General features: G+C 64.3%; 19 protein-coding genes. 6 read left to right on the top strand and 13 right to left on the bottom strand.

Going from position 1 to position 25,369, the window contains the following annotated elements; genetic code table 11:
- Positions 1-337 precede the first annotated feature (337 nt).
- From AAGA68_15945 to AAGA68_15895, 11 genes are all read right to left on the bottom strand, one after another.
- Positions 338-1,816 carry a sialate O-acetylesterase gene (locus AAGA68_15945; GenBank protein MEM9386550.1) on the bottom strand — a complete coding sequence of 493 codons (1,479 nt, stop codon included), beginning with the start codon at positions 1,814-1,816 and terminating at the stop codon, positions 338-340.
- A 108-nt stretch (positions 1,817-1,924) separates the two neighbouring features.
- Positions 1,925-2,416, bottom strand: coding sequence for a sterol desaturase family protein (locus tag AAGA68_15940; GenBank protein ID MEM9386549.1), 492 nt, complete (start codon positions 2,414-2,416; stop codon positions 1,925-1,927).
- Entirely contained in the window at positions 2,417-2,797 is a 381-nt protein-coding gene (locus AAGA68_15935) for a hypothetical protein (protein MEM9386548.1), read from the bottom strand.
- Positions 2,798-2,851: 54 nt separating this feature from the next.
- On the bottom strand, positions 2,852-3,073 hold the full coding sequence (locus AAGA68_15930; GenBank protein MEM9386547.1) for a helix-turn-helix transcriptional regulator: 222 nt from the start codon (positions 3,071-3,073) through the stop codon (positions 2,852-2,854).
- Positions 3,074-3,079: 6 nt separating this feature from the next.
- Positions 3,080-3,499, bottom strand: a complete 420-nt coding sequence (locus AAGA68_15925) for a hypothetical protein (GenBank protein MEM9386546.1) — start codon at positions 3,497-3,499, stop codon at positions 3,080-3,082.
- 83 nt (positions 3,500-3,582) lie between these two features.
- A complete protein-coding gene (locus AAGA68_15920) occupies positions 3,583-4,224 on the bottom strand; it encodes a 2'-5' RNA ligase family protein (protein MEM9386545.1) in 642 nt (213 codons plus the stop codon).
- Between the two features lie 106 nt (positions 4,225-4,330).
- Positions 4,331-5,146, bottom strand: a complete 816-nt coding sequence (locus tag AAGA68_15915) for a phytanoyl-CoA dioxygenase family protein (protein MEM9386544.1) — start codon at positions 5,144-5,146, stop codon at positions 4,331-4,333.
- 27 nt (positions 5,147-5,173) lie between these two features.
- Positions 5,174-6,349, bottom strand: coding sequence for an MFS transporter (locus AAGA68_15910; GenBank protein MEM9386543.1), 1,176 nt, complete (start codon positions 6,347-6,349; stop codon positions 5,174-5,176).
- A gap of 28 nt (positions 6,350-6,377) precedes the next feature.
- Entirely contained in the window at positions 6,378-7,580 is a 1,203-nt protein-coding gene (locus AAGA68_15905) for an aminomethyltransferase family protein (GenBank protein ID MEM9386542.1), read from the bottom strand.
- Positions 7,577-9,133: an NAD(P)/FAD-dependent oxidoreductase gene (locus AAGA68_15900; GenBank protein MEM9386541.1), complete on the bottom strand. Its 1,557-nt coding sequence runs from the start codon at positions 9,131-9,133 to the stop codon at positions 7,577-7,579. The genes AAGA68_15905 and AAGA68_15900 overlap by 4 nt, the downstream gene beginning before the upstream one ends.
- The gene (locus AAGA68_15895; protein ID MEM9386540.1) at positions 9,126-10,739 is read right to left on the bottom strand and encodes an NAD(P)/FAD-dependent oxidoreductase; all 1,614 of its coding nucleotides are present in this window, start codon (positions 10,737-10,739) and stop codon (positions 9,126-9,128) included. The genes AAGA68_15900 and AAGA68_15895 overlap by 8 nt, the downstream gene beginning before the upstream one ends.
- Positions 10,740-10,907: 168 nt before the next feature.
- On the opposite strand from AAGA68_15895, the gene AAGA68_15890 reads away from it, so the two are divergent.
- From AAGA68_15890 to AAGA68_15880, 3 genes are all read left to right on the top strand, one after another.
- Complete coding sequence (locus tag AAGA68_15890) at positions 10,908-12,869, top strand: NAD(P)-binding protein (protein MEM9386539.1); 1,962 nt, start codon at positions 10,908-10,910, stop codon at positions 12,867-12,869.
- Between the two features lie 25 nt (positions 12,870-12,894).
- On the top strand, positions 12,895-14,388 hold the full coding sequence (locus AAGA68_15885) for an aldehyde dehydrogenase (GenBank protein ID MEM9386538.1): 1,494 nt from the start codon (positions 12,895-12,897) through the stop codon (positions 14,386-14,388).
- Between the two features lie 183 nt (positions 14,389-14,571).
- A complete protein-coding gene (locus AAGA68_15880; GenBank protein ID MEM9386537.1) occupies positions 14,572-16,434 on the top strand; it encodes an NAD(P)-binding protein in 1,863 nt (620 codons plus the stop codon).
- Here the strand turns inward: AAGA68_15880 and AAGA68_15875 are convergent, their stop codons facing one another.
- Complete coding sequence (locus tag AAGA68_15875; GenBank protein MEM9386536.1) at positions 16,435-17,667, bottom strand: diguanylate cyclase; 1,233 nt, start codon at positions 17,665-17,667, stop codon at positions 16,435-16,437.
- Positions 17,660-20,617, bottom strand: a complete 2,958-nt coding sequence (locus AAGA68_15870; protein ID MEM9386535.1) for an EAL domain-containing protein — start codon at positions 20,615-20,617, stop codon at positions 17,660-17,662. The genes AAGA68_15875 and AAGA68_15870 overlap by 8 nt, the downstream gene beginning before the upstream one ends.
- A 299-nt stretch (positions 20,618-20,916) precedes the next feature.
- On the opposite strand from AAGA68_15870, the gene AAGA68_15865 reads away from it, so the two are divergent.
- From AAGA68_15865 to neuC, 3 genes are read left to right on the top strand one after another with little or no spacing between them, the layout of a single operon-like run.
- Positions 20,917-22,656: an NAD-dependent malic enzyme gene (locus tag AAGA68_15865; protein MEM9386534.1), complete on the top strand. Its 1,740-nt coding sequence runs from the start codon at positions 20,917-20,919 to the stop codon at positions 22,654-22,656.
- A gap of 4 nt (positions 22,657-22,660) precedes the next feature.
- On the top strand, positions 22,661-24,121 hold the full coding sequence (locus AAGA68_15860; GenBank protein ID MEM9386533.1) for an FAD-binding oxidoreductase: 1,461 nt from the start codon (positions 22,661-22,663) through the stop codon (positions 24,119-24,121).
- Positions 24,118-25,314: a UDP-N-acetylglucosamine 2-epimerase gene (gene neuC, locus AAGA68_15855; protein ID MEM9386532.1), complete on the top strand. Its 1,197-nt coding sequence runs from the start codon at positions 24,118-24,120 to the stop codon at positions 25,312-25,314. The genes AAGA68_15860 and neuC overlap by 4 nt, the downstream gene beginning before the upstream one ends.
- Positions 25,315-25,369 lie beyond the last annotated feature (55 nt).

The following is a 25,369-nucleotide window of genomic DNA, read 5'->3' as shown; positions in this document are numbered from 1 at the left end:
CCTGCCAGTGCTTAGCAGGTGTGCGGTCGCTGGCCTGGGCTAGCCAGCGGAGCTACGAACCTTTGATTAGTTGTTCTTGGTGGTTTCGAACTACCGAGTTTAGATAGTAGCGGTGCCTCGGTCGGCTAGCGAGGCATCTTCGTCATAATCTGTCGCGAGCCCAAAACGATCGCCGCCCATGGGGATCACGGCGAGCCAGGGTGTCTCGTTTTTCGTGCTCGGGGGTGCGCATGCCGCCATCGTCGTGCCTTTCGCATACGGCGATGGGCGCTGCGGGCCTGTCCGCAGGGCCCTATTTGGGCGTTAGCAGGCCAAGATGGATGATCAGGACTGGCGCCTAGTCGAGTAGCACCCGGAAGGCAGGCACGGCGATACCCGAAGCGCCCAAAGCCCAGCTCCGCTCGAACAGGCGCGAGTTGCCATAGAGTACTTCCGCAAGCCTGCCGCTGATAGGGCGCGATAGCGTTAGCGTGATCACGTTGCTCATCGCCGAGGTGCTCGCCACCGTATTGATTCCGGCTTCATCTGTCACCGAGTACAAGCGTGCTTCTCCGGCGAAGACCTCGGCGTCGTAATGGAGCAGCACGCTGGCACCGTCTGCGCCCAGGGTGACCTCCTGCAGCTCCGTGAGCGAATCGACCGCTTGGCCGTAGATCATCTCCCGCGCCGCCAGTGCGAAGCGGCTGCCGATGGTCTTGTAGCCCTCAACGGTGTAGTGGATGGTGTCCCAGGTTGGTTGATCGATCGCTGTCGCCAGGGCCACATGGGCGTCCTCTCGAGCCACTAAGCGCTGCGCTTCTTGCACGGCAATCCATGTGGGAACGAAGCTAAAGGCGTAGGTGCCGAGCTGACCGACGATGAAGGGCATCTGCGGGTCCTGAAGGTCGGCGCGGTAGCTTGCGATCAGCTCCCGCAGCAAACGTCGGTAATAGGCCGGAAAGGTCGTGATGGCATCGGACTCTCCCTGGAACCACAGCACCCCTGCCGGCGCGGCGCCGTAGTTCTGCAGGCGCGTGCGGTAGAGGAGAGATCCGTACAGGGTGTCGCGATTGGTTGTATCGTTGAAGTCCCGCTGCCACTGAGTGGCCAGGCTGCTGCCGCCTAGGGGACCGGGGATGATCGCGATGGGCACGCCGGTGGCGCTGTAGACGTCCTTGGCGAAGCGCAGCATCAAGGAGTGGGACGGGAAATCCAAGGAGACCAAATCCACCTGCTGCCAAAAACCGTCCATAGGTTCCGTGCCGCGCTTCCAGGCGTAGTCGTTGCCGAACAGGTGAACCTCGTCGATCGGCAGCTCCATTGGCGTGCGCGATTCGGCGTATCCGGCCATGTTGCTTTGTCCCGCAGCCAGGTACACGTCGCCTACCGCGACTTCCTCGATGGTGGCCTCGGCGGCGACATCGCCCGTCACACCGTCCACTAGCCGCAGCAGGACGTGGTAGTTACCGCCGGTGGGAACCTCATCGATCACCTGCTCTAGCGGCGTGCCATCGCTCGCTTCTACGGCCCAAGTGTTGTCGGCGTAATCCTGGCCCGGGAGCGTGTCGCCGCTGCTCGCAAGGACGATGCGCGCCTGGAGTTGGCCTGCGTTGGGAAGTGCGTAGTTCACTCGCAGGGGCATCGGCGCACCTCCAGCGTGGGTGCGTTGGATGAGCTTCCAACTCACGGTTCCGCGGGGATTGACCTGGACCCGCAGGTCAGCCTCTGCTCGCGCTGGCGTCGCGAGAGTGAGCGTGCTCGTCGCGGCGGCTAGCAGGGCCAAGAGCCACACCTTAGCGCGGTAGCGGAAGCCCCATCCCTGGGTATGGGCGTGCATGATTGTTCTCCCACGATTGTTCGACTCGCACCCTACGCACTCACAGTGCCACGGACAGACCGGGCGCGCTAGGGATGGCGCTTACACCGAGTAGCTCGCGACGCCATCTCATCCGCCAGCGTTGGGAGAGGTTTGCGTGTCTCGGGGTTCACGGTACGGCATCAGGAAAATTCCCCAAAGGGACGGCTGTGTGGGGCCCGTACCGGTCTGCGTGGTGGCCGCGTCGCGGAAGCTGCCGAAGAGCCGGTCCCACACGATGGCGGCGCAGCCGAAGTTGGTGTTGCTCTCCTCCAACACCATGGAGTGGTGATGGATGTGATATCGGTTCGTTGTGAATAGCCAGCCGATCACCCGTGTGTTGAGATCGAGGTTTGCGTGTGCCAGGAAGGCCAGGGTCAACAGCAACAGGTACGACCCACCCACTGCGGCCCCCGCACCGAACAGCAGCTCGACGACGGCGCTCGGTACGGTGAGCACTAGGAGGATCTCCAGCGGGTGGTTAGCGCCTGCGTTGATGGCCGCCAGGTTTTTAAACGCGTGGTGCGATCCATGGCCAGTGATACGCCATACCCACGACCAACGATGCTCCGCCCGGTGCAGTCAGTACCAGATGAACTCGCTCATAAAGAAGGCCAGCAATACCTGCGCGATGATCGGCCATTCGGTGGGCCAGACATCGAGCCCAAGCGTGCTGCGAAGGTGGGCGAGTGCGGGGTTGACCGTCTGCGCGTAGAGCGGCGCGACGATCGCGCCCCCGAATACGTAGGTGGCGATGAACACTGCCCCCAGGGCGCCCTTGTAGCCGATCGGTTGCACCCATTCGGGGCGAGCGGGCCAAAAGTGCTCAAGCAGGGCCAGCAACACCTGCACGCCGAGGGCGACCAGCAGATACACCCACGCTGCGTCTTGGTTGAAGTACCAGAGACTTAAGACACCTACCATCAGGGTGGGTTGAAGGCCGTACTTGATGATTAGCGACATGGCGTGCGAACTCTGCGTGTGTTCGCGGTATCGCTGCAAGGATCAAGCCAGCGTCTACTCGTCCTCGTGCCAGTAAAACACCTCTTCGACGCCCACCTGGAAGAGTCGGGCGATGCGGAACGCGCTCTCCAGCGACGGCGAGTAGCGGCTCTTTTCGATGGCGGCGATGGTCTGGCGCGTCACACCGATCGCCTCGCCCAATTCCGCCTGCGATATCCCGCCGTGCAGTTCGCGAAGCTCTCGTACGCGATTGCGTATCGTCGTGGAACGACTCAAGACGAGTTAGCCGAAGCGATAGAGCACGATACGCACAGCGTACTCGCTGATGCTGGCCAGAACGAGGCTCGCGAAGACCCCGTAGAAGAGCCAATCACCTTGATAGGTGAACAGGTACAGGCTGAGCGCTGCTAGCACGCCGAGAGACAGCAAGGCGCCAGAGGCGCTCGCTGCGCGGCGGGCGATCAGTCGATCACGCTCGTCTTCGCCCGCGTTCGCATCTCGAACGGAGCTGAGCGCGGCAAGGATGTGCCCTACTACGGCCAAGAGTACGAGGATGACCGTGAAGGCGATAAGCACGGGCAGCACGGGGGGGACCAGCATCCCCGCGGCGCGCGACCCCATGACCACGAAGTAGATGTAGAACGCGGCGCCGGCCAACAGGCTCAGCACCATCACCCAGGAGGATTTCTCATGGAATCCCATTCAGAGACCTAATGTTAGAAATTTTTAACATTTCCAGTGTCGCGCGGCTATGGGGGAATGTCAAATATCTTTTACATCCCTTGCTAGCTACCTGGGAGGCGAAAGGTCCGCAGTTTGCGGAACTGGAAGCGCTCGTCCGGACGTAGGTAGGTAATGCTCCGGCAGGGGAACTTGCCGACGGGCGCTTGGCCGCGAAGCTGCGCGTAGAGCGCTTCATCGGCCTGCGGCGATGAGAGCCCTTCGGCAATGCTCATGTGGGGAACGAAGCCGTCCGTGTGCGGCTGGGAGAGGTCGAACAACCCCGTCTCGTGCAGTGCGCGCCGTAGCGCCATTACTCTACGTGCCGGTTGAACCTCCAACCACAGCACCGGATCGGGCAGGAAGTTGCGCAGCGGTCCGTAGCGGATCTCGAATTGGTGCTGCAAGCGCAAGATGGTGGTGATCTGGGCGAAGGCCTGGCGTGTAGGTTCCTGACGAAACGGTTGGGTGACCGTGATGTGAGTGTCGACGTAGCCTTGGCTGACCGGATCGTAACGGGCTCGCCAACGGTCGACTACGGCACGAACGCGGGCCGGTGGCCTAATCACCAGCGTGCCGTAGCGATAGGCGCGCTGCCAAGCGGGCCATCGAGTGGTATCGACCGAGAACTCGCCGGTGCCAACTATCGTCGGGGTGGTCTGCGCCCTTGGGCGCGGAGGTGCTTGCCTGTCTCCATCTCGCGACATGCGTGCGCTTCCCGGTGAACGCTGTCGCCCGCACGCTAAGCCCGCGCGATAGGTTCAACTCGCTAAATGGCCTAGGCGCACTGTACCGCAGACGCAGATCGCGAGGTCAGGACTCGTACCAGTTGTTGTCGGGATCACCGGGGTAGACGCCGAGGTAGGGCCCGTCGCTTTGATAGCCCATCAAGCGACGAACTCGCTCTGGTAGGGCGTCTGCAATTTCGCGAGGCACGCTCAGGTACTGGTTTTCCTCTTGCCGTAGCCACCCCAGGCTGTAGGTATTGACCAGGCCGGTGCGCGCAGATGAGGTGGTGTTGGCGCCGCCGCCGTGCCAGGTCGTGCCGAGGTAGAACAACGCCGAGCCGCGCGGCATCTCCGCCTGGGCAATATGCTCTTCCCTGATATCACTCCGCTGGTTCGGCGCGTGCTCAGCGAGCACCATGCGCGTCGCGCCGTTCTCCCGCGTGAAGTCGCCGAGGGCCCACATCACCGAAAGCTGCAACTCGACGCCAGGCAATGCGATGGGGTAGAGATCGTCTACATCGCGATGCAGCTGCTGATGCCGTTCGCCCGGCAGCACCTTGATCGCAGTGGTGCTACCGATCCGGTAGCTATTGGCATGGGGCAGCAGGATCGCGTCGGCCACCTCGAGCACCAAGGGGTGGGCTATCAGGGTTGGCGATGAGGGCGACACCTTCAAGATGGCACCTGCCCGCAGCGTGCGGTAGCCGTTGAAGTCGTTGGCGAATCTCGCACCGAAGTCGGCCAAGGGTGGCTCTAGCTCGGCGAGCACGGCCTTGGGCACGCTCGCCGGCACCACGTCGCGAACGATCACCCCGCCTTGCGTGCGCAGCGAGCTGATGATCGAGTCCGTAGGGGAAGTTGATGCGAGGCTGGGAATTCGCGCGCGGTCATGGTCGGGCATCAGCGGCTCCCGAAATCACCGGTCGACCTACGATGCGTCAGCTAGCGCTGGGCACGAGGTGCGCAGCTGAGCGTACATCGTGGCGTAGATCAGCAGCGCTAAGATCGACGCCGCGGCACAGAAGATAAACACTCCGTGGTAGCCGTATCCGCCCGCGAGCACGGATGCCGCGATGTTCGGCCCAATGATTTGACCGAGGCCCTGAGCGCCGGGCATCAGGGCGGAGTAGCGACCATCCGGGTCAACGTTGGCGACCGTCGCCATTTGATAGACGTCGATGAACACCCAGAGAAAGTTGAAGCTAAACAAGCTGATCACGATGTTCACGTTATCAATGCCGTTGGCGAGCATCGCCACGATGACCGCTTGCAGCACTAGGGTCACCATCAGCGGGCGCGCCAGGCCGAAGCGATTACTAATCAGGGTGGCGAAGAGGCATCCGAGGATAGAAAAGAAGGAGGTGATGACGAGCGCCCGCGCCACCCAATCTGGGTCGGCGGCAGAGTCTGCGCTCGCCAGTTCGATGTAGGTCCAGTAAGCGCCGATGTTCACGTAGGTGACACCGATGGCTGCCAGCACCATCCACGGCAGGTAGCGTGGGACGGTTGGCGCCACGGTGGCTTCGCGCGCGGTGTCCACCGCTGGGGCCTGTCGTCCCGCGGGAAACCAGCCGAGGAACGGCAGCGTGAGCAGGTAAGTCACGATGAACACAAGGTAGATGCCCGTCATCGAGAGCATTGGCAGCACGGCGAGTTCGAGCGCCTGAGAAAAGGCGAAGGCGAATAGGGCGAAGTTGAAGGCTCGGGCTGGTCGTGAGGTCGCCCCCAGGTTGGCGACAGCAACGGCCGTGTAGATGCCGCTGCCGATGCCCGACAGGAAGCGAAGCCACAGCACCTGCTCGTACGCCGTGATGGTGATGCATAGGCCGTTCGCCGCTACGGACAGGGCAATGCCGAGCAGAGTGAGGCCGCGGCGAGAGCAGCGTGCGATTAGCATGGAGGTGAGCACTGCGCCCACGGACAGACCGCCGAGATCGGCCCCGGCGACGCGGCCAACCTGCACTTCGCTGAATCCAAGCTGGTTTACCCAAGCTGAGCTGATGACCGGAATGCCCACCAGCACGCCGTAGCCAACCAGCACCATGTAGAGCGAGACAGCCATGGCGCGCCAGCTATCGAAGGGATTTTGCGACGCGTTGCTCATGCGGTCCTTGGCCTTGCTTGGAGTACGTTCAGTACGCGGCGGGCGGCGTCGCGCTGCGATGAACGGGAGAGTAGAAGGGTTTGCTTGTTATCGTGCAGGGCTCCCACGCCACGCGCCAGGCCAGCTCTCGCTGATAGTCGATCTTTGCCCATACGTCGCTGGGGAGGGCGCCGTCGGAGAGCGCGAGCTCCGCCAATGCCAAGTTTGCCTTCAGTACCGGTGACCAAGTGCTACAGCGAACCACCCCTATCTCACGGCCCTTCCGGCGTTTGTACAGAAAGGCATCGCCCACCGCTTTGTTGCCCCCCACGATCAGCTTGCACAGGCGGCGCCGTGCGGGCTGAGCGCGTTCCTCGGCGAGGGCGGCGCGGCCCGTAAAAGGCCCTTTGCTGAGATCCACGGCCCACCCGAGCCCGAGCTCCTCAGGCGAGCGTTGGTGCTCTGGCATCAGGGCTGTCTCGGCCGTGATGAAGTCGAAGCCTGGCATGATGAATCCTGCCTCGATGCGCGCCATCTCCATCGCATCCAGGCCGATGGGCACAACATCTAGGCAAGCGCGTTGTGCCATCAGGGAATGCCACAAGGCGTCGCCGTGCGCGGGATGCACCCAGACCTCGTAGCCGAGGTCGCCCGTAAATCCCGTTCGTGACACCAGCGCGGGAGTCCCTGCGAAGGATGTCTGAACGCTGCGGAAGGGCTTGAGCTGCTCCAGTTCGCCAAAACCAGCTGCCGCGAGCACCGTGTGCGAGGTGGGCCCTTGCACCGCCAGCGCTGCGATCTCGTGCGTCTCGCACGCGATGTCGACATCGAAGCCGAGCGCACTCGTTAGCAACCAGTCGAGCTGGTGATGCTGCGCGCAGAGACGGAACTCGTGTTCGCTCAGGCGGAAGATCGTGCCGTCATCGATCACCTTTCCTTCGTCGTCGCACCAGAGCGCGTAGGTGACGCGACCGATCTGAAGCTGGCTCACGTCTCGCGTCACCAGGCGATTGAGGAATCGCAACGCGTCCTGCCCCGCGATGCGGTACTTCTCCATCGGGGTGAGATCCATCACGGAGCAGCCGCTGCGAATGGCGTAGTACTCGCGCGCGAGGTTGTCGATCACCTTGGCTACCTTGTAGCCGTTCCAAGCGGTCCAGTGCTCTCGCGTGGATAGCGCCTCGTAGAAGTGTAGGAATGGCGTGGCGTCAAGGGCTCGGCGGAAGTGCGTATGATCGAGGGTGGTGCTCATGGGGCGTCCTTCGCGGCGAGGATCGCCGCGGCTGCGTTGCGACCGGGTCTGCCGCTCACATCACCGCCTGGGTGGCAACCGGCGCTACACAAGTACACGCCGCGCACCGGAGCGGCGTACCGCGCAGCGCCGTAGAGTGGGCGCAGCATCAGCGACTGGTGCATCGATAGTTCACCGTGGTGCCAGTGGCCTTGGACGGCACCGAACTGAGCTTCCAGGTCTGTCGGTGTCATGAGATCGCTGCACACGACCCGGCTGCGCAGCGCGCGATCGTACTCACCGAGCGTGTCCAGTGCGCTGTCGAGTACGCTTTGACGAAATGCATCGGTGTCACCCTGCGTTTGGTAGGGCACAAAAGAGATGTTCATGGACATCACGTGCTTGCCCTCGGGGGCGAGGCTCGCGTTGGCGAGGGAGGGCATCGTGATCTCGAGCACGGGCGCGGGACTGTGTCGTCCGTACTTGCTCGGATTGAAGGCCTTCTCCACGTAGTCTGCCGAGGGGGCAACCAGCATGCGCCCGCCGAGGGTCTCCGGGGTGAGCCCTGGAAAGGCGGGAAGCGAGTTCAGGCCGAGATGCAGCTTCGCGACCACCCCCCTGCCGCGGATCTGCGTGATGCGGCGGGCGAATGCGGCGTCGAGGGAGGGCAGCCCGAGCAACTCTTCGAAGGTCGCGCGCGGGTCCACGCCCGAAATTACCGTGCTGGCGCGGATGCGCTCACCATCGCTCAAGATGACGCCCGTGGCCCGCGAATCCTCGATGGAGATCGCACGCACCTTGGTGTCGTAGCGCAGCTCACCGCCCGCCGCCCGTAGCGCGTTTGCCAAGGCGGTGCCGATGCTACGGTCGGCATCGGCGGCGATCGCCGGGAAGCGATCGTGTGCATTCGCTAGGCGATGAAGCCAGGTGAGCACGGTGCCAGGTGTGCGCGGACCCATCGCTGACCCCTGCAGTGCCTCCAGCGCCATCAATCCCTTAATCCGCTCATCAGCAAAGTGCTCATCGAGCAGGTCGTAGATGTTCATGCCTGCCACGCGCAGCAATTCCTGCAGCTTCTCCCGCCCAAGCCCGAAGCGAAGCCTCAGGGCAAGTGAGGAGAGGCCACGAAGCTCACCCATGCCGAGGTGCTTGAGTCGTGGCGGCGCGCTATCGAATAGGGGTGCCAAGCAATCGGCGAACTCTGCAAACCCCGCGCGCAGGGCCCGGTAGGCAGCTTGGTCGCCCCGCGTTGCGCCAGCACCCGATAGATCGGTGCCGAGGGCACTAAGCGTTTGACCCTCGGGGTCGAGCACCGTCGTCGGGGCGGGCGCGCCAGCCCTGTAGCCGTGCTGTTCGAGATCGAGGTCCTTCACCAACCGGTCATCGAGGGGATACTGCGCGTGGGCGATGGGCGCGCTATAGCCTTCGCCGAAGGCGCGGTACGACGCCATGCCGCCCGGCATCGCTGCGGCCTCCAGGCAGGTAACCCGTCGGCCGGCGCGCGCCAGGTAGGTGGCACAGACAAGCGCGTTGTGACCGGCGCCGATCACTACGGTGGTCGAGGGCTCAGTCATCCGGAAACTCGCTAGGCGTGATATCAGTGCGACGCAGGTCGGCGAGAATCTCGCGCGCTGCGTTGCAGCCCGGTGCGCCCATCACGCCACCGCCCGGGTGCGAGGACGAGCCGGCGAGGTACATGCCCTTCAGCGGACCTCGGTATTGGGCGGCACCCGGGAAGGGCCGGTTGAACAGCAGCTGGTCGAAGGTGAGTTCGCCGTGGAAGATGTTGCCCTCGAGCAGGCCCACCTCCGCTTCTAGTTCGCGCGGCGTGCGCACCTCTGCGTGGGCGATGAGGGACTTGAAGTCGGGACTGTAGTCGGCGATCTGGTCGATTACCGTGTTGCCGAAGGCGGTGCGTTTCTCGTCGGTCCAGCCGCCCTCTACGTCGGCGGGGCAGTACTGCACGAACACGCTCATCATGTGCTTGCCCGGCGGCGCGATCGTGGGGTCGTACTGGGAGGGGATCAGCGTGTCCGTGTAGGGGTCGGCGGACCAGCGCTTCTCCTTCCAATCATCGTAGGCCAGTTCCAGGCGCTCCAAGGTGTCCGTGAAGTGCATGTGGCCGAGCGTTAGCGGTGACCCTTCGGGCAGGGCGCGGAAGGTGGGAAGGCCCTCTAAGGCAATGTTCAGCTTTCCTGACGAGCCGCGGGTCTTGAAGCGCTCAGCGCGGGACAGCAGGGTGGGCGGTACGTCGTCCGCTTCGAGCAATCGCGTGAACGTCGTCTTGGCGTTGAGGCTGGAAACCACCACGGGTGCGTCGATTTCCTCGCCTGAGCCGAGCACTACGCCGGTCGTGCGCCCGCCGCGCGACTTGATCTTCTCCACCGCCGCATCACAGCGCAGCTTGCCGCCGTAGCCCTCGAAGGCGCTCGCGAGGGCCTTGGCCACGGCGCCCATGCCGCCGCGCGCGAAGCCCCAGGCGCCGACGTTGCCGTCCACATCCCCCATGGCGTGGTGGAGCAGCACGTAGGCGGTGCCGGGCGAGTAGACGCCGAGCCCGGTGCCGATGATGCTGCCGCCTGAATAGTGGGCGAGGATGGTCTCGTTCTCGAAGTAGTTTTCGAGATATTCCGCGATCGACATCGTGAAGAAGCGAATGAATTCATACAGCTGGGCCTCGCTCAGGGCCCAGAACTTCTTCAATAGGTAGGCGAATTCGAAGGCGTCGCGGGGCGCTAGGGATGTGGGGTCGGGGGGCGTGCGCAGGAGCATGCCGCGGATCAGGCGGCACCAGCGCAGGACGTCCGCATCGAAGCGCACGGCCGCGTCCGCATCGCGCGGGCTGTGTCGGCGCAGCTCTCGGCGGCGAATCGCCGGGTGTTGGTAGCTGCCGAAGTAGTCACCGTCTCGCTTGAAGGTCATGCTGCTCACCAGCGGGATGACCTTCAGGCCGTGGCGGCCGAGATCGAGGGCAGCGTATATCTCCGGGCGGAACAGGCTGCAGACGTAGGAGCAGTTCGAGTACGTCCACCCCTCATGGAGCTCGCGACTCACGGTGGCGCCGCCAGAGTATGGGTTGCGTTCCAACACCAGTACGTCCAGGCCGCTTTTCGCGAGAAATGCCGCGGTCGTCAGGCCGTTGTGCCCGGCGCCGATCACGATAGCGTCAAATCGTGGCACTAGGATCCTCGTTACTCGAACATCGACGCCCTCGACGTTAATCAAAGTGCTCCGCGCGATCGTTTACGCGTATAGGCGCGGTGTTCGCTGGCGCCGAGGGGAAGTACGTTCGATGCTGGCGCCAGCGCCACCTGCCCACGGCTTTCACTGGTCTAAGCGAGGCCTACCGTGTCCAAGGGACCAAGCAGCACAGACTTACGCCCCCAAGAGCGCTCCGATCGGGCGTTGGGCATGGGATCGGACATCACGCGCCGAGACTTCATCAACGGATTCGGCGCGATGGCGGGAGCCATGATCGTGCCCGGGGCAGCCCTCGGGGCGGACCGAGCCCCGTTCGCCGCCGCCCAGCCCGCGCTCGGGCGGCCTCCCGAGCGTATGGGCATGCGCGGCAACCATGATGGCGCCTTCGAAGTGGCCCACGCCTTGGCCCGTGGTGGGCGCACGGACTTTGGGCCGGTGCTCGATTCAGGGGAGAAGTATGATCTCGTGGTCGTTGGCGCCGGCCTGAGCGGCCTCACTGCCGCCTACCTCTTCCATCAGAAGCAACCGGACGCGCGCATCCTGCTCCTAGATAACCACGACGACTTCGGCGGCCACGCCAAGCGCAACGAATTCGAGGTGGGGGGGCAGCGCCTGATTGGCTACGGAGGCACCCAAACCTTCGAGGCGCCGGCCGGCTACCCGCGGGCCGTAAGGCGCCTACTGCGTGACTTAGGAGTCGATCTTAAGAGGCTCGGGCAGGCCTACGATCAGGATTTCTATCGCCGCCACAAGCTGGCGGGCGCGGTCCTTTTCGCCCAGGATCAGTGGGGCGAACGACGCCTCGTCCCCTACGACCTAGGCGGGTTTTGGAGTTGGCTACCGCTGGCGCCGGGAGTCCCAGCGCATGAGGCCGTGGCGGCGATGCCGATGTCCCCGAAGGCCAAAGCGCAGATGCTGCGCGTGTTGACCGATCGCACCGATCGCTTCGAGTCCTGGTCCCGACAGGAGCGCGAGGAATACTTGTATACGCTGACCTACGCCGAGTTTCTGCGCCGTCACCTGGACGTGACCGAGCCGGAAGTGTTTCGCGCCTTGGCGGGCTTGAGTACGGACGCCACCGTCGATATCGACCAATGCGCTGCCGGCGACGTGTTTCTCTACGGTACCCTGCCCGGCGGAGCCGTCACTGGCGTCGACGTCGACTTCGCCTTCGAAGACGACCCCTACATTCACCACTTTCCAGATGGACTGGCGAGCGTTGCCCGCTTGATAGTGCGCCGCCTGATCCCCAGTGTCGCGCCGGGCGACACGATGGAGGACATCGTCACCGCGTCCTTCGATTACGGCAAGTTGGACCTCGAGGACCAACAGGTGCGGGTGCGCCTGAACAGCACCGCGGTGAACGTGACGCATACGCCGGGCGATGGGCCCGGTCAAAAAGAGGTGGCGGTCACCTACGTCGCCAACGGCCAGGCGCAGCGTGTCCACGGCGATCGCTGCATCCTCGCCTGCAACAACGCCATCATCCCCGCCCTATGCCCGCAGCTGCCTGCGCCTCAGCGGGCAGCCCTGCAGAGCCGCATACGCGCGCCGATCATCTACACCAATGTAGCGCTGACCAACTGGCGCGCCTTCGAGAAGCTCGGCGTGGGCTGCGTGGCAATGCCAGGTGGCTACTTCGTCAACGCCATGGTCGATTTTCCCGTGAGCATCGGCGATTACAAGTTCTCACCCGCACCGGACTCGCCGGTGGTGGTGCATATGGAGCGGTTTCTGTTTTACCCGGACCCACACCTCACGCCGCCTGAGCTCTACAGTCTCGGTCGACACGAATTGATGACGACGCCATTCTCGACCATCGAGCGCAATGCTCGCGCGCAGCTGACGGAATTGCTAGGTCCAGGTGGCTTTGACCCAGCGAAGGACATCGCAGGCATCACGGTGAATCGCTGGGCCCACGGCTACGCCTATTCCTACGATTGGCGCAACGATGAGTTCTACGACGACTGGAACGACGAACGATTCCCCCACGTCGCCGGTCGCAGACCCTTCGGCCAGATCGCCATCGCCAACTCAGATGCGGGGGCGAGCGCGCTCTTCCCGCAAGCGGCCATGCAGGCCCATCGCGCCGTGCAAGAGCTCACCTGATTTGTCCCAACCAGGGAAACGAGACATGGATATAGCAGACGACAACTGGCGCACCGCTGCGGACGCGCTTTCCATCGAGGCTCGCGCCTTCATCGACGGCGATTATCGCCCATCGATGTCCGGGGAGATCCGCATGCTGACTCGGCCGGCCGACGGCACTCCGCTGGCGGATGTGGCCGAATGCTCGATCCAGGATGTCGATCAAGCGGTCAAGGTCGCGCGCAAGACCTTCGAAAGCGGCGTGTGGTCGCGCAAAGCGCCAGGGGATCGCAAGGCCATCATGGTGCGCTGGTCAGAGCTCATGCAGGCGCATGCTAGCGAACTCGCGTTGCTTGAGACTCTCGACGCGGGCAAGCCGATCGGTGACACCACGGGCGATGATGTTCCCTCGGCGATTCGCACGATTCGCTGGAGCGGCGAAGTCATCGACAAGCTGTACGATGAGATCTCCCCCTCTCCAGCTAGCACCCTGGCTCTGGTGCAACGCTTACCGCTCGGCGTGGTGGCGGCGGTAGTGCCCTTCAACTTCCCCATCTCCACCACCGCGTGGAAGCTAGGGCCGGCCCTCGCCACGGGCAACTCGGTGATCGTCAAACCGTCGGAGAATACGCCGCTCACGGCCATTCGCATCGCGGGTCTCGCGGCCGAAGCGGGGCTGCCGCCGGGGGTGTTGCAGGTACTGCCCGGCGACGGCCCGACCATCGGCGGCCATCTCGCGCGCCATCCGGATGTGGACGGGGTGACCTTCACGGGCTCGACCGCGGTCGGCAAGCGCATCATGCAGGACGCCGCGCAGTCGAACTTGAAGCGCGTGTTCCTCGAGCTCGGCGGTAAGAGTCCGAACATCGTGTTTGGCGACGCTAACCTCGACAAGGCCGCCGCTGGCGCGGCCCTGGCCGTGTTCTACAACGGCGGCCAGACCTGCACGGCAGGCACGCGACTGTTTGTAGAGAACTCCGCCCACGACGCCTTTGTCGAGAAGGTGCTCGCGCACTGTCAGGACTGGCATCCGGGAGATCCCCTCGATCCCGATACAACGATGGGACCGCTCATTAGCGAGAAGCAGTTTGAGACCGTATCCAGCTACGTCTCCGTCGGCCGGCAAGAGGGCGCGTCGCTTGTGGCAGGAGGCAACCAGACCCACCTCGACTCCGGCGGCTATTACCATGAGCCGACGGTCTTCACCGGGGTGCGCAACGACATGCGTATCGCCCGCGAGGAGATCTTCGGGCCGGTCCTGTCTGTGATCGGCTTTGACTCGGCCGACGAGGCTATCGCCTTGGCTAACGATTCCATCTACGGGCTCGCGGGTGCGGTGTGGACCCAGAACATCAACACCGCACACAAAGTGGCGAATGCTCTGCGCGTGGGCACCATGACCGTGAACAACTACTTCGGCGGTGACATCACGGTGCCCTTCGGTGGCTTCAAACAGAGTGGCAACGGACGCGATAAGTCTATCCATGCCTTCGACGACTACACGGAGTTGAAGACGACCTGGTTCGAGTTCGACGACTAGTAGTGTGCTGTCCCAGAAATTCGTTGAGAAATACGCGGGTACTTTTCGCCCCTGAGTACGTTGCTCCTCCTCCCGTGGGGCCTGCCACGCTCGTCCTCGCGCCGCACCCAGGAACGAAAAGCCCCGTGCATGTTTTTCAACGAACTTCTGGGACAGCACACTAGTCGGTAAGGGAGAGGGGACGTGAAGCGTCAGGTAACGCGCCGTGATTTTCTGAACGGGATCGCCGTAGGCGTCGGCGCCTCCATGGTGCCGGAAGGTCTCGCGAGAGCGATGGACCCGCACCTTGCCTTTTCAGAAGACTACCCGCCTGCGAAGGTGGGGCTGCGCGGCTCCCATGAAGGCTCCTACGAGGTGGCCCACTCGCTGCGCGATGGCGGAGCCCTACCGCCGGCAGAGGATACGGGTGAGCTCTACGATCTGGCCGTGGTCGGGGGTGGGATAAGTGGCCTATCCGCCGCCTACTTCTACCGCCAGGCGGCGGGCAGCGGATCGAAGATCCTGGTACTGGATAATCACGATGACTTCGGGGGCCACGCGAAGCGCAACGAATTCACGGTCGGTGATAAGCAGCTGATCGGCTACGGTGGCACCATGCTCATCGAGGCGCCCGGGGGCTACCCGGCGGTTGCTAAGCGCCTCCTGCGCGAGCTGGGCATCGACACGGATCGCTTCAAGCAGGCATATCATCACGATCTCTTCGATGACCTCGGCCTGGCCTCCGCCACGTTCTTCAATCGCGAGCGTTTCGGCCGTGATCACCTCGCGGTGGGATCGCTCGCGGATGCGAAGGTGGTGGCAGGGGCGCCTTTGAGCGACGGAGCCAAGGCGCAGCTTGTACGCCTGTTCGCCAATGAGCGTCACTACCTCGACGAGGAGTTGGGCCGCGACGCCCAGCTTGCCTACCTGACGGAAGTCAGCTACGAGACTTACCTCAGGGAGCGCGCCCAGATCGGTGCTGAGGCCCTCGCCGCGATCAAGGACATCAGCCGCGGCGTGTGGGCGATCGGCATCGATGCGTTTCCGGCGCGGGCCGCGATGGTGAGCGGATACCCAGGATTCGGCGAACTGGACCTCGGCCTCTACTCGGATTCAGCCGAGGCGGAGGAAGACCCTCATCCCTACATCTATCACTTCCCCGACGGCAACGCGACGATCGCCCGCATGCTCGTGCGCGAGATGATTCCTAAGGTTGCACCGGGGCGCACGATGGATGACATCGTCCTTGCGAAGTTTAACTACGGCGCCCTCGATCGGGCCGCCAACAAGGTGCGTATTCGCTTGAACAGCACGGTCGTGCGCGTCCGACACATCGATGACGATCTCGACAATGCCGTGCGCGTTACCTATGTGGTCGGTGGCAAGGCGCGCACGGTAACGGCGCGCCAAGTAGTGCTCGCCTGCTATCACGGCATCGTGCCACGCCTGTGCCCGCAGATGCCCAATCCCCAGCGCGAGCTCCTCGGTCAAGCGGTCCGAGCGCCCTTGGTGTACACGAACGTGGTGGTGCGCAACTGGCAGTCCATCGCCAATCTCGGCTTTCACCGCGCCCTGTGCTCGGGCAGCTTCTTCCACAATGTGATGTTGGACTGGCCCGTCTCGATCGGCGGCTACGACTACCCCGTCAGCCCCGAAGAGCCCATGGTATTGCACCTCAATCACGTGCCCGGGGAGGCTGGGCTCAGCGCAAGGGAGCAGTTTCGCGCCGGCCAGCGCTCCCTCCTGTCGACACCCTTCGGCACCTTCGAAGATCACGTGCGCGATCAGCTGACGCGCATGCTCGCTCCAGGGGGCTTCCAGGCTGACCGTGACATCGCCGCTATCACCGTGAACCGCTGGCCCCACGGCTACGCCTACGCTCACGACCCGAAGACCGATCGCATTGCCTTCGAGCCGGACCTGTGGTCGCCGGAGGAGCGTTACTGGGAGCGCAATCGCGATGCCTTTGGCAACATCGCCATCGCGGCTAGCGACGCGGCCTCCAACGCGATGTCGGAAGCGGCAATCGAGCAGGCCTACCGAGCCGTCAGTGACCTGACGAGCTAGCTAGTTAGCTGGCTCTGGATTAGCGAACCACTTCCAAGTGGCCTTGCCGTCCGCCTTGGCCTTGTAGAGCGCTTGGTCGCTTTCGTACAGCACGGCGTCGACGGAGCGTGCCCCCGGCGGCACCATCGCGAGCCCGACGCTAGCGCCGATACGTACTTGCGTGCCCTGCACGTTGATCGGCTTGGCCATCTCCGCCACGAGTCGGGCTGCCATGGCTTCTAGATCTTTCGGAGCCTTCGCATCGGCTACCAGAACGACGAACTCGTCTCCGCCGAGGCGCGCGGCAAAGTCGCCGCGCCGTCCCACGTTGTTCAGCAGCGTGGTGACATGACGCAGCACATCGTCTCCGGCGCTATGGCCGAGTTCGTCGTTGACTGCCTTAAAGCCGTCGAGGTCGATGTGTAAGAGCCCAGTGTGCTGTTCTTTGCGCCTGCTTCGGGCGAGGGCGGCCGTGGCCTGCTCGTAGAAGTAGCGGCGGTTGGGCAAGCCCGTGAGATCATCGTGACTTGCCTTAAAGGTGACGTCCTCAAGCTCGAGTGTCCGCCTACCGATCTCTCGCACTAGTGGACGGAAGATCACCAGCACCTCAACCACCAGGCCGAGAAGCGTAATGGCGTAGATGATGGTCTCAACCCGGTCCAGTACATCGATGCGGTGCTCAGCTTCACGCTGGTACTGGAGAACGACCTCGTTGAGTCCGCCCAGCAGGGGGCCTTTGGCTGTCTCGGCAAGGCGAGAGGCGCTTCGGGATCGCGCGGCGTCGGGCGCTGCGGCGAGCAAGTCACGCACGTCTGCGGCGAAGGTGCGCACGGCGTCGTCCACCGGGTAATCGCCCTCGAAGTAGAGTGCTCGCAGGGGCCGAGACATCTCGGAGCGGCCCCCGCTGGCGTCGAGGATCGCCAGGTGTGAGGTGCTAAAGACCTCCAAGTCCTGCTCGACTCCTGCGCGTATCTTACGCTTCGCGCCGTGGCTTTCGGCCTGTATCAGCTGGATGACTTGCAGGGAGATGCGCTGGGAAAGCATGCGCTGGCGGCCGCTGATGTTGATCAGACCGGCGCTGTCGCTCTGTTCGCAGATCATCGCTTGCGCCGTGAAGAACGTACCGGTGGCTGCGGCAGCGATTAGCAGGAGGGCGAGGGTGTAGCTGCGAATGATACGCCGCTGGATGAGGCGAGCTTCGCTGCTCGCCGCGATGTCTCCCGTGCCCTCTCGAGGGGATTCGCCCTTATCCATCGGAGGTGATCATGGCGTCGGCGCGGGCGCTGCCCTCGCCAGTCAGCAGAGCAGGGACGGCGCTTGCGGGCACGGGGCGGGCAAAGTAGTAGCCCTGGGCGCGCTCGCATCCCATGTCGCGCAGGAGCGTGAGCTCGGCCTCCTCTTCGATCCCCTCGGCGATCGCGTCGATGCCAAGCTCGTTACTAAGGGCGACGACGGAGCTGACAATCTTGTGGTTGGTCGCCCCCGGAGCGACGCCGCTCACCAGGGAGCGATCGATCTTCAGGGCATCCACCGGTAGGCGGTAGAGGTAACTCAAGGACGAGTACCCCGTGCCGAAGTCATCGATGGAAATCGTGATCCCGCGCTCGCGCAAGCGCAGGAGCGTGTCACGGGTGTGCTCGATGTCTTTGACCAAGCCGCTCTCGGTTAACTCGACGCCAAGGGCCGTGGGGGGAAGCCGGAAGGCCCGGAGGGATTCGTCGATGTAGGTCACGAGGTCGCTGCGCGATACATCGTGATTGGAGAGGTTCACCGCAACCCGCGGGAAGCTCACATCGGGGTGTTGGTGACGCCAGTGGGCGATGGTGCGGCAGGCGCTTCGGATCACCCACCGGTCGAGGGCCACGATCAGTCCGGTCTCCTCCGCCAGCGTCACGAACTCCATCGGGCTGATGGAGCCGAGGGTGGGGTGCTGCCACCGGCATAGGGCCTCGAAGCTGGTGACGGACCCGTTGTTGAGGTCGACGATCGGCTGGAAGTGAAGGGTGAGATTCTCGCTGCGCAGCGCATCGCGCAGGTCCTCCTCCAGTCGCTGGCGACGCATGGCGCGGTCGCGCATGCTGGCATCGAACTCCGCGTAGCGTCCCCGACCATCGCCCTTGGCCTGGTAGAGGGCGATATCGGCATCGCGCAGCATCTCCGAGGCTTCCTCGTACAGCTCGTCGCCGTGTACGAGGCCGATGCTCGTGCCGACGCGCACCTCTTGCCCACCGGCGGTCACGGGGTTGTTGAGCGCCGTAAATACGCGGTCCGCCACCTGCAGTGCTTGCTCGCGAGTGGGCAAATCCTCGAGCAGCAGCACGAATTCATCGCCACCGAGGCGGGCGGCGAGGTCCGTCTCGCGGGACAGAACAGACAGGCGCCTGGCGACCTCGATCAATACCTCATCACCGATAAGGTGCCCTAGGCTGTCGTTGATGACCTTGAAGCCGTCGAGGTCGAGGAACAGCACAGCGAAGCGTCGCTCGGGGGTTCTGCGCAAGCGCGAGATGGCCAGGTTGGCGCGAGTGATCAGTTGGCTGCGGTTAGCGAGGCCCGTAAGTGAGTCGTGGGTGGCGTGGTGGATGAGGCGAGCCTCGGCGCGGCGCCGATCGCCCACATCCTGCAGGGCGGAGACTGCGAAGATTACGTGGCCTTCGTCGCCGTAGATCGGCGAGCTCCAAAGCTCCACGGCCAAGTCTTCGCCGTCGCGCTCTAGCTCGATGCAATCAACGTGCGCGGGCTCGCCGGCAAGGGCGGGGCCGATGGTGGCGCCTTCTACTCTCTGTAGCACCTCTTTCGCGTGGTCTGCAAGGTCAGCCTCGGCCCAGGGGCGGCCGCTGTCCATTGGCGGCAGGCCCAGCAGCTCCGAGGCGGCGGCATTGACGAAGACGAGGCGGCTGTCCGCATCGTGCAGCATCGCGCCAACGGGCAACATCTCCAAGGTCTCGCGCAGCTGATGCTCTGAGTTGGCGAGGGCGGCGTTCAGGTGTTCGAACTGGGAGAAGGTATCGCGCAGGCGTGCGGTCATCTGCTCCAGGGCAAGGTGCAGCTGGGCGACTTCGTGGCTGCCGGCGCGGCCTGGGTCGCCTAGGTCGATGTCCTGGCTGGCGATCGCACCGGAGGCGACCTGACGTGCCGCTTCGCTCAGGCGCGCGAGGGGGCCGACCACGCGCCGAGATACCAGGGTGCCCGCGAGCAGGGCCGTGAGTACCGCGCCCAACGCGAGGGCGACCGAGAGGCGCCAGCTGGCGCGAATCGGGCCGAGGTAGACTGCCTCCGGCACGCTGGTGATCACACGCCAGTCGAGGCCGTTGCCGTCGCGAAACGGGGCGACTTGAACGAGGTGGGTTTCTCCCTCGACGTCCAGGCGTCGGGTGGTCGCTTCGGCCATGCCGTCGACGCTGCCGCCCAACGCGGCGAGGGTTGCCGAGACGAGCGATGCGCCTAGCGCCTGCGAGCTCGCGAGAACGCGGCCTTCGCCATCGCTCACAAACACCGCGCCATCCTGGGCCGCCTCGATCGTGGCGAGAAAGTCGGACAGGGTCTGGAGGGAGATCGCGGCACTGACGACGCCCTCGACGCGGCCTGACTTCCGTTCGATGATCGGGTGGACGGCGCTCAGCAGCAGAGCATCCGTGGCGTAGTTGCGGTAGGGATCGGTCCAAGCGGTGCCGTCGCTGGCAAGTCCAAGCTGAAACCAAGGACGCGAGCGCAGATCGTAGGAGTCGGTGCGCTCCACCGCGCCGAGGGTCGCGTCCTCGCCGAGGGTGCGCGTGGTGAGTCGAGTGGGCGAGGAGGCCTCGGTCAGCTGGGCGACGATGCGGTCGCCGCGGTCGTCACGGCTCGCTGCCGTGACCCATCCATCGAGTCGTCCGACACCGGACACGTAGAGCGCCGGGTCTTGCTGCATGGGGTAGGCCAGGTAGCTTAGGAGCGACTCGCGGGCCTGCGGATCGATCAATCCGCTGGAGATGACGTGGGCCACGTCTTGAGTGATTCGCTCGGGTTTGGCTAGGAACTCATCCAGATAGTGCATGACCTCGCCGGCGACGCTGCGCCACAGGTCGGCGCTCAAGCGATCTACTGAGCGTCTTCCCGCGTCCAGCAATAGACCAGCGACCACCGCCACCGCCACGCTGACGATGGCGACGAAAGGGGCGGTGAGCAGGAGATGGAGAGACGGGCGTGGGCGGACGGATTGCATTCGGGACGTGAATTTTATAACTCGGCGCGAGAATTATCGGCGCCCAAGCCATTTGGGGCAGTGCGTCAGGTCGAAGTTTCGCCCTGTAACGGTGTCTTGTGCAGCGGTTACCATTTAGGCGGTTGTGAGCCAGTCGGCGTTGCTCGGCCTCGGGGTGCGGTAGCGCTGCGCTCGTGGGACGGGTGCAACGGCTGTGACGCCGCAGTCGCGTTTGACTCAACGCGGGTGTGATGCTCACCGTTGTCATTTCGCGAGCGAACTGAGCCTCTTGCTACAGCGGAAGTTAAGGATCCAAGGTCATGCCCACGAGACGCTTCGTACTGAGAACGGACGATGAAGGCCGCGAGGTGCTGGACGTGCCCCTGCGCGGTCAGACGATGTTGCGCCAACCGCTCTATAACAAGGGCACGGCGTTCAGTCCGACCGAACGTCAGCAATTCCATCTAGAGGGCGTGCTGCCGAGCCAGTTCGCCAGCATCGAGTTGCAAGCGCGACGCATCTACGCCTCGATCTGCAACTACGACGAACCGCTTAATCGATACATCTCCCTATCCGCCCTCCAGGACCGAAACGAGCATCTGTTCTATCGCGTCCTCGTCGAACACCTAGCGGAGTTGATGCCCATCGTTTACACGCCAACCGTGGGCCAAGCCACCCAGCGCTACAGTGAGACCTTCCGCCGCGGGCGTGGGATATGGATCACGCCGGATCAGAAGGGTCGTATCGCTGAAGTGTTGCGAGCGGCCGCGCCTTGGGTCGAGGTTGAGCTGATCGTGTGTACCGACAACGAGTCGATTCTCGGCATTGGCGACCAGGGCGCCGGCGGTATCGCCATCTGCGTCGGCAAGCTCTCCCTGTACTGTGCGGGAGCGGGCATTCACCCGGCGCGCACCCTGCCCATTAGCCTCGATGTTGGCACCGACAACGAGGCCTTGCTCGGTGATGATCTCTACCTCGGTTGGCCTCACCCACGCTTGCGCGGTGCTGCCTACGATGAACTCGTGGCCGAGTTCGTGGCCGCCGTGAAGGAGGTCTTCCCCCGCGCCCTCGTGCAGTGGGAGGACTTTCGCCACCGCAATGCCCTCGCCATCCTCGAGCGCTATCGAACAGACCTCCTGTCCTTCAACGATGACATTCAGGGGACGGGCGCGGTGGCGCTCGCGGGCGTTCTATCGGCGCTTCGTATCACCGGCGAAGGCCTTGATCAGCAGCGAATTCTGATCATGGGCGCTGGTGCAGCGGGCTACGGTATCGCCATGCAGCTGAAGGCCGGTTTGGCGGATCTCGGCGTGCGCGGCGAGGACACGACGCGTCGGATCGCCGTGCTGGACAGCCGCGGCCTAGTCGTGATGAACGAGGCGCTGCAAGGCTACAAGCGCGAGCTGGCGTGGACCGCAGATCAGGCGCGCGAGGCGGGCCTCGACGATCCGTCGCACCGGGATCTCCTGCAGGTGGTCAAGCGCTGGAAGCCAACGGTATTGATCGGTGCCTCTGGGGTGCCGAGCGCCTTCGATGAAGCGGTGGTGCGAGCGATGGGCGCTGCCGTCGAGCGGCCGGTCATCATGCCCTTCTCCAACCCCACGGCGAACGCCGAGGCGGTGCCTGGCGACGTTCTGCAGTGGACCGATGGACGAGCCCTGATCGCCACGGGCAGCCCCTTCGCCGATGTGATCTTCGGCGACCGTCGCTACCGCATCGGTCAGGGCAACAACGTGTTCATCTTCCCAGGTCTCGGTATGGGAGCCTTGCTGGCGGGGGCCACACAGGTCACCGACGGCATGATCAGCGCCGCCTCCCAAGCCCTGGCGGACGCGGTGGCGGACGACGAGCTCGCCGAGGGGCTGTTGTTTCCCGCCATCGAGCGCCTGCGCGAGGTATCGGCACAAGTCGCCTCGGCGGTGGTCGCGCGGGCGATGGATGATGGCGTTGCGGCCGATGGCGACCGGGATGCGATCGCCAGGCGCGTCGCGAAGGCCATGTGGTATCCCGAGTACCCCCAATTCAACCCAGTGGCTGTGGACGCCTGCGAGGACTACTGAAATCATGAATCGGCGCGAGGCGCTGCAGGCGATCGCTGCGTGCGTGGGGCCGCAGGGCGTGGTGGATATTGCCGCTGACGGCGAGCGCTACCTGATTGATCACCGTCGCCAGTACCAGGGGCAGGCGGCGATGATCGTGCGACCACCGGACGCGCCCAGCGTCGCCGAGGTGGTGCGCTTGGCGGCTGCCTCCAAGCTTGTGGTGGTGCCTCAAGGCGGTAACACGGGCTACTGCGGCGGCGCGACGCCCGGCATCGACCATAAGGCCTCGGGAGAGCGAACGATTCTCTTGAGTTTGGAGCGTTTGCGCCGAATCCGCCAGGTAGATGCAGTCGGCTACAGCATGACCGTAGAAGCCGGTGTGGTGCTCGCTGCTGTGCAGGCCGCGGCGAGTCGTGAGGGTATGCTCTTCCCGCTCTCACTCGGTTCGCAGGGCTCCTGTCAGATTGGCGGCAACCTCGCCACCAACGCTGGCGGCACGGCGGTCTTACGTTACGGCAATGCGCGCGAGTTGGTCCTTGGCCTCGAGGTGGTGCTGGCCGATGGCAGCCTTTGGAACGGTCTGCGCGCGCTGCGCAAGGACAACGCTGGCTACGACCTGAAGCAGCTGTTTCTCGGCGCCGAAGGCACTCTCGGGATCATTACGGCGGCGGTATTGAAGCTGTTCCCCGCGCCCCGCGAGCGGGCGACGGCGCTGGTGGCAATCACCGATGTCGACGCCGCGTGCCAGCTGCTCAGCCTCGCACGACGCGAGAGTGCCGATGCCGTCTCTTCCTTCGAGTACCTGCCGCGCTTTGCCCTAGAGCTGGTAGCGCAGCACATCGAGGGCGGGAGCAATCCCCTGTCCGAGCCAAGCTATGAACACTACCTACTAGTGGAGCTGTCCTCGGCCGCCGCAGACGCCCGTTTGGAAGGCCGCTTGGAGCACCTGCTGGCAAAGGGTCACGCTCGTGGCTGGGTGCAGGACGCCGTGGTGGCGCAGACCGAAGCCCAGCGTGAGCGACTTTGGCGGTTGCGCGAAAACGTGCCGGAGGCCCAGCGCTTGGCTGGCGGTTCTTACAAGCACGATGTGTCCGTGCCCGTCCCCGCCCTGGCCGCGTTCCTTGCGCGTGGGCTCGACGGGGCGGCCAAGGCGGCGCCCGATGCCCGCCCCTGCGCCTACGGTCACATCGGCGATGGCAACCTGCACTTCAATTTCCTCGCGCCTCGCGGCGAACGCCTGGGCAACTACTTCCAGGGTGATCGTGGCGCCAAGGTGTCTGCTGCCGTGCTCGATGCGGCGGCGGCGCACGGCGGGAGCGTCTGTGCCGAGCACGGAGTGGGCTACCTCAAGCGACCGTTGATCGCAGGCTATCGCGATGCCCTCTCCGTGGAACTGATGCGGCGGGTGAAGGGGGCCTTAGATCCCGAGGGTACTTTAAATCCCTACAAGGTCATTCCCGACGATGCTGAGGCTCAGCGGTGAGCAAGGCGCGACGCCACGTCGCCGTGATCACCAGCAGCCGCGCTGACTACAGCCATCTGCACTGGGTCTTGCGAGAGATGCAGGGGAGTCCTCGCATTATGCTGTCTCTGATAGTGTGTGGATCTCACCTTAGCGATACATTCGGTGAGACGATCCGTGAGATCGAAGCTGACGGCTTCGAGGTGACTGCCCGAGTGCCCTGCCTAGCCTCGGGCGATGACGACGTGGCGATGGCGCGCACGGTGGGAGATGCAGTGCTCGGCCTCGCCGAGGTGTTGGGGGAGCTGCGTCCGGATCTGTTGCTGCTGATCGCCGATCGCTACGAGATGCTAGCGCCCGCCGCCGTCGCGACCACCCTGCGCATCCCCATCGCCCATATCGAGGGCGGTGAGGTGAGCCAGGGCGCCATCGACGACCCTGTCCGCAACGCCCTAACCAAGCTGTCACACCTTCACTTCACGCCGACTCCGCTGGCTCGCCGCCGCGTGTTGCGGATGGGTGAGGAGTCTTGGCGGGTACGCTGTACGGGGGCGCCTTCGCTCGATCACCTCACTCGCAGTGAGCTGCCGGCGGGCGAGGCCCTCGCCGAGGCGCTCGGCTTCACCCCGACCGAGCAACACGTGGTGGTGGCGGTGCATTCCCTGACGCTCGCGCGCGATACGCTGCGCGAGGCCGATGCCACCTTTGCAGCACTTCGCCGCTTAGTGGAGCAAGCCGTGTGCCAGCTCGTGTTCTGCTTCCCAAACGCGGACGCTGGCGGCCAAGCGCTGATCACGCGAGCTGGAGCCCTCCAGGCTGAGTACGGCGCCCCACGGGTGCACCTTCGCGTAAACCTCAATCCGCGCGTTTACTGGGCCATGCTCGCCAGGGTGGGGTGCCTGCTCGGCAACAGTTCGAGCGGCATCATGGAGGCGCCTGCCCTTGGCCTACCGGCCGTAAACGTGGGCGAGCGACAGGCTGGCCGGGAACGGGCGCGCAACATCATCGATGTGCCGGCTGAGGCCGAGCGGATCGTGGGCGCTGTGCAGGAGGCGCTTAGCGATCGTTTCCGGGCATCTCTGGTGGGCATGGAGAATCCCTACGGGGATGGGCAGGCAGCCGTGCGGATAGTCCGCGCGCTCGAAGATGTGCCCTTAGGAGAGGCTTTGCTGCGCAAGTCACCGGTGCCGCCGATAGACCTCGAGGAGAGCTAACGTATCTGCTGCGCCTGCTGGGGGACTGTCAGCCTGAGCTGAGGAAGCGATTGCG

It is taken from the genome of Pseudomonadota bacterium (genome assembly GCA_039193195.1).
Lineage (GTDB): Bacteria > Pseudomonadota > Gammaproteobacteria > Steroidobacterales > JBCBZW01 > JBCBZW01.
Note: the sequence above shows the minus strand (reverse complement) of the source record. Positions and strands in the feature narration are given on the sequence as shown.

Coding starts and splice junctions, on each gene's coding strand:
- AAGA68_15945 (MEM9386550.1), bottom strand. CDS start 1,816: ATGCACGCCCATACCCAGGGATGGGGCTTCCGCTACCGCGCTAAGGTG.
- AAGA68_15935 (MEM9386548.1), bottom strand. CDS start 2,797: ATGTCGCTAATCATCAAGTACGGCCTTCAACCCACCCTGATGGTAGGT.
- AAGA68_15925 (MEM9386546.1), bottom strand. CDS start 3,499: ATGGGATTCCATGAGAAATCCTCCTGGGTGATGGTGCTGAGCCTGTTG.
- AAGA68_15920 (MEM9386545.1), bottom strand. CDS start 4,224: ATGTCGCGAGATGGAGACAGGCAAGCACCTCCGCGCCCAAGGGCGCAG.
- AAGA68_15915 (MEM9386544.1), bottom strand. CDS start 5,146: ATGCCCGACCATGACCGCGCGCGAATTCCCAGCCTCGCATCAACTTCC.
- AAGA68_15910 (MEM9386543.1), bottom strand. CDS start 6,349: ATGAGCAACGCGTCGCAAAATCCCTTCGATAGCTGGCGCGCCATGGCT.
- AAGA68_15905 (MEM9386542.1), bottom strand. CDS start 7,580: ATGAGCACCACCCTCGATCATACGCACTTCCGCCGAGCCCTTGACGCC.
- AAGA68_15900 (MEM9386541.1), bottom strand. CDS start 9,133: ATGACTGAGCCCTCGACCACCGTAGTGATCGGCGCCGGTCACAACGCG.
- AAGA68_15885 (MEM9386538.1), top strand. CDS start 12,895: ATGGATATAGCAGACGACAACTGGCGCACCGCTGCGGACGCGCTTTCC.
- AAGA68_15875 (MEM9386536.1), bottom strand. CDS start 17,667: ATGGATAAGGGCGAATCCCCTCGAGAGGGCACGGGAGACATCGCGGCG.
- AAGA68_15870 (MEM9386535.1), bottom strand. CDS start 20,617: ATGCAATCCGTCCGCCCACGCCCGTCTCTCCATCTCCTGCTCACCGCC.
- AAGA68_15865 (MEM9386534.1), top strand. CDS start 20,917: ATGCCCACGAGACGCTTCGTACTGAGAACGGACGATGAAGGCCGCGAG.
- AAGA68_15860 (MEM9386533.1), top strand. CDS start 22,661: ATGAATCGGCGCGAGGCGCTGCAGGCGATCGCTGCGTGCGTGGGGCCG.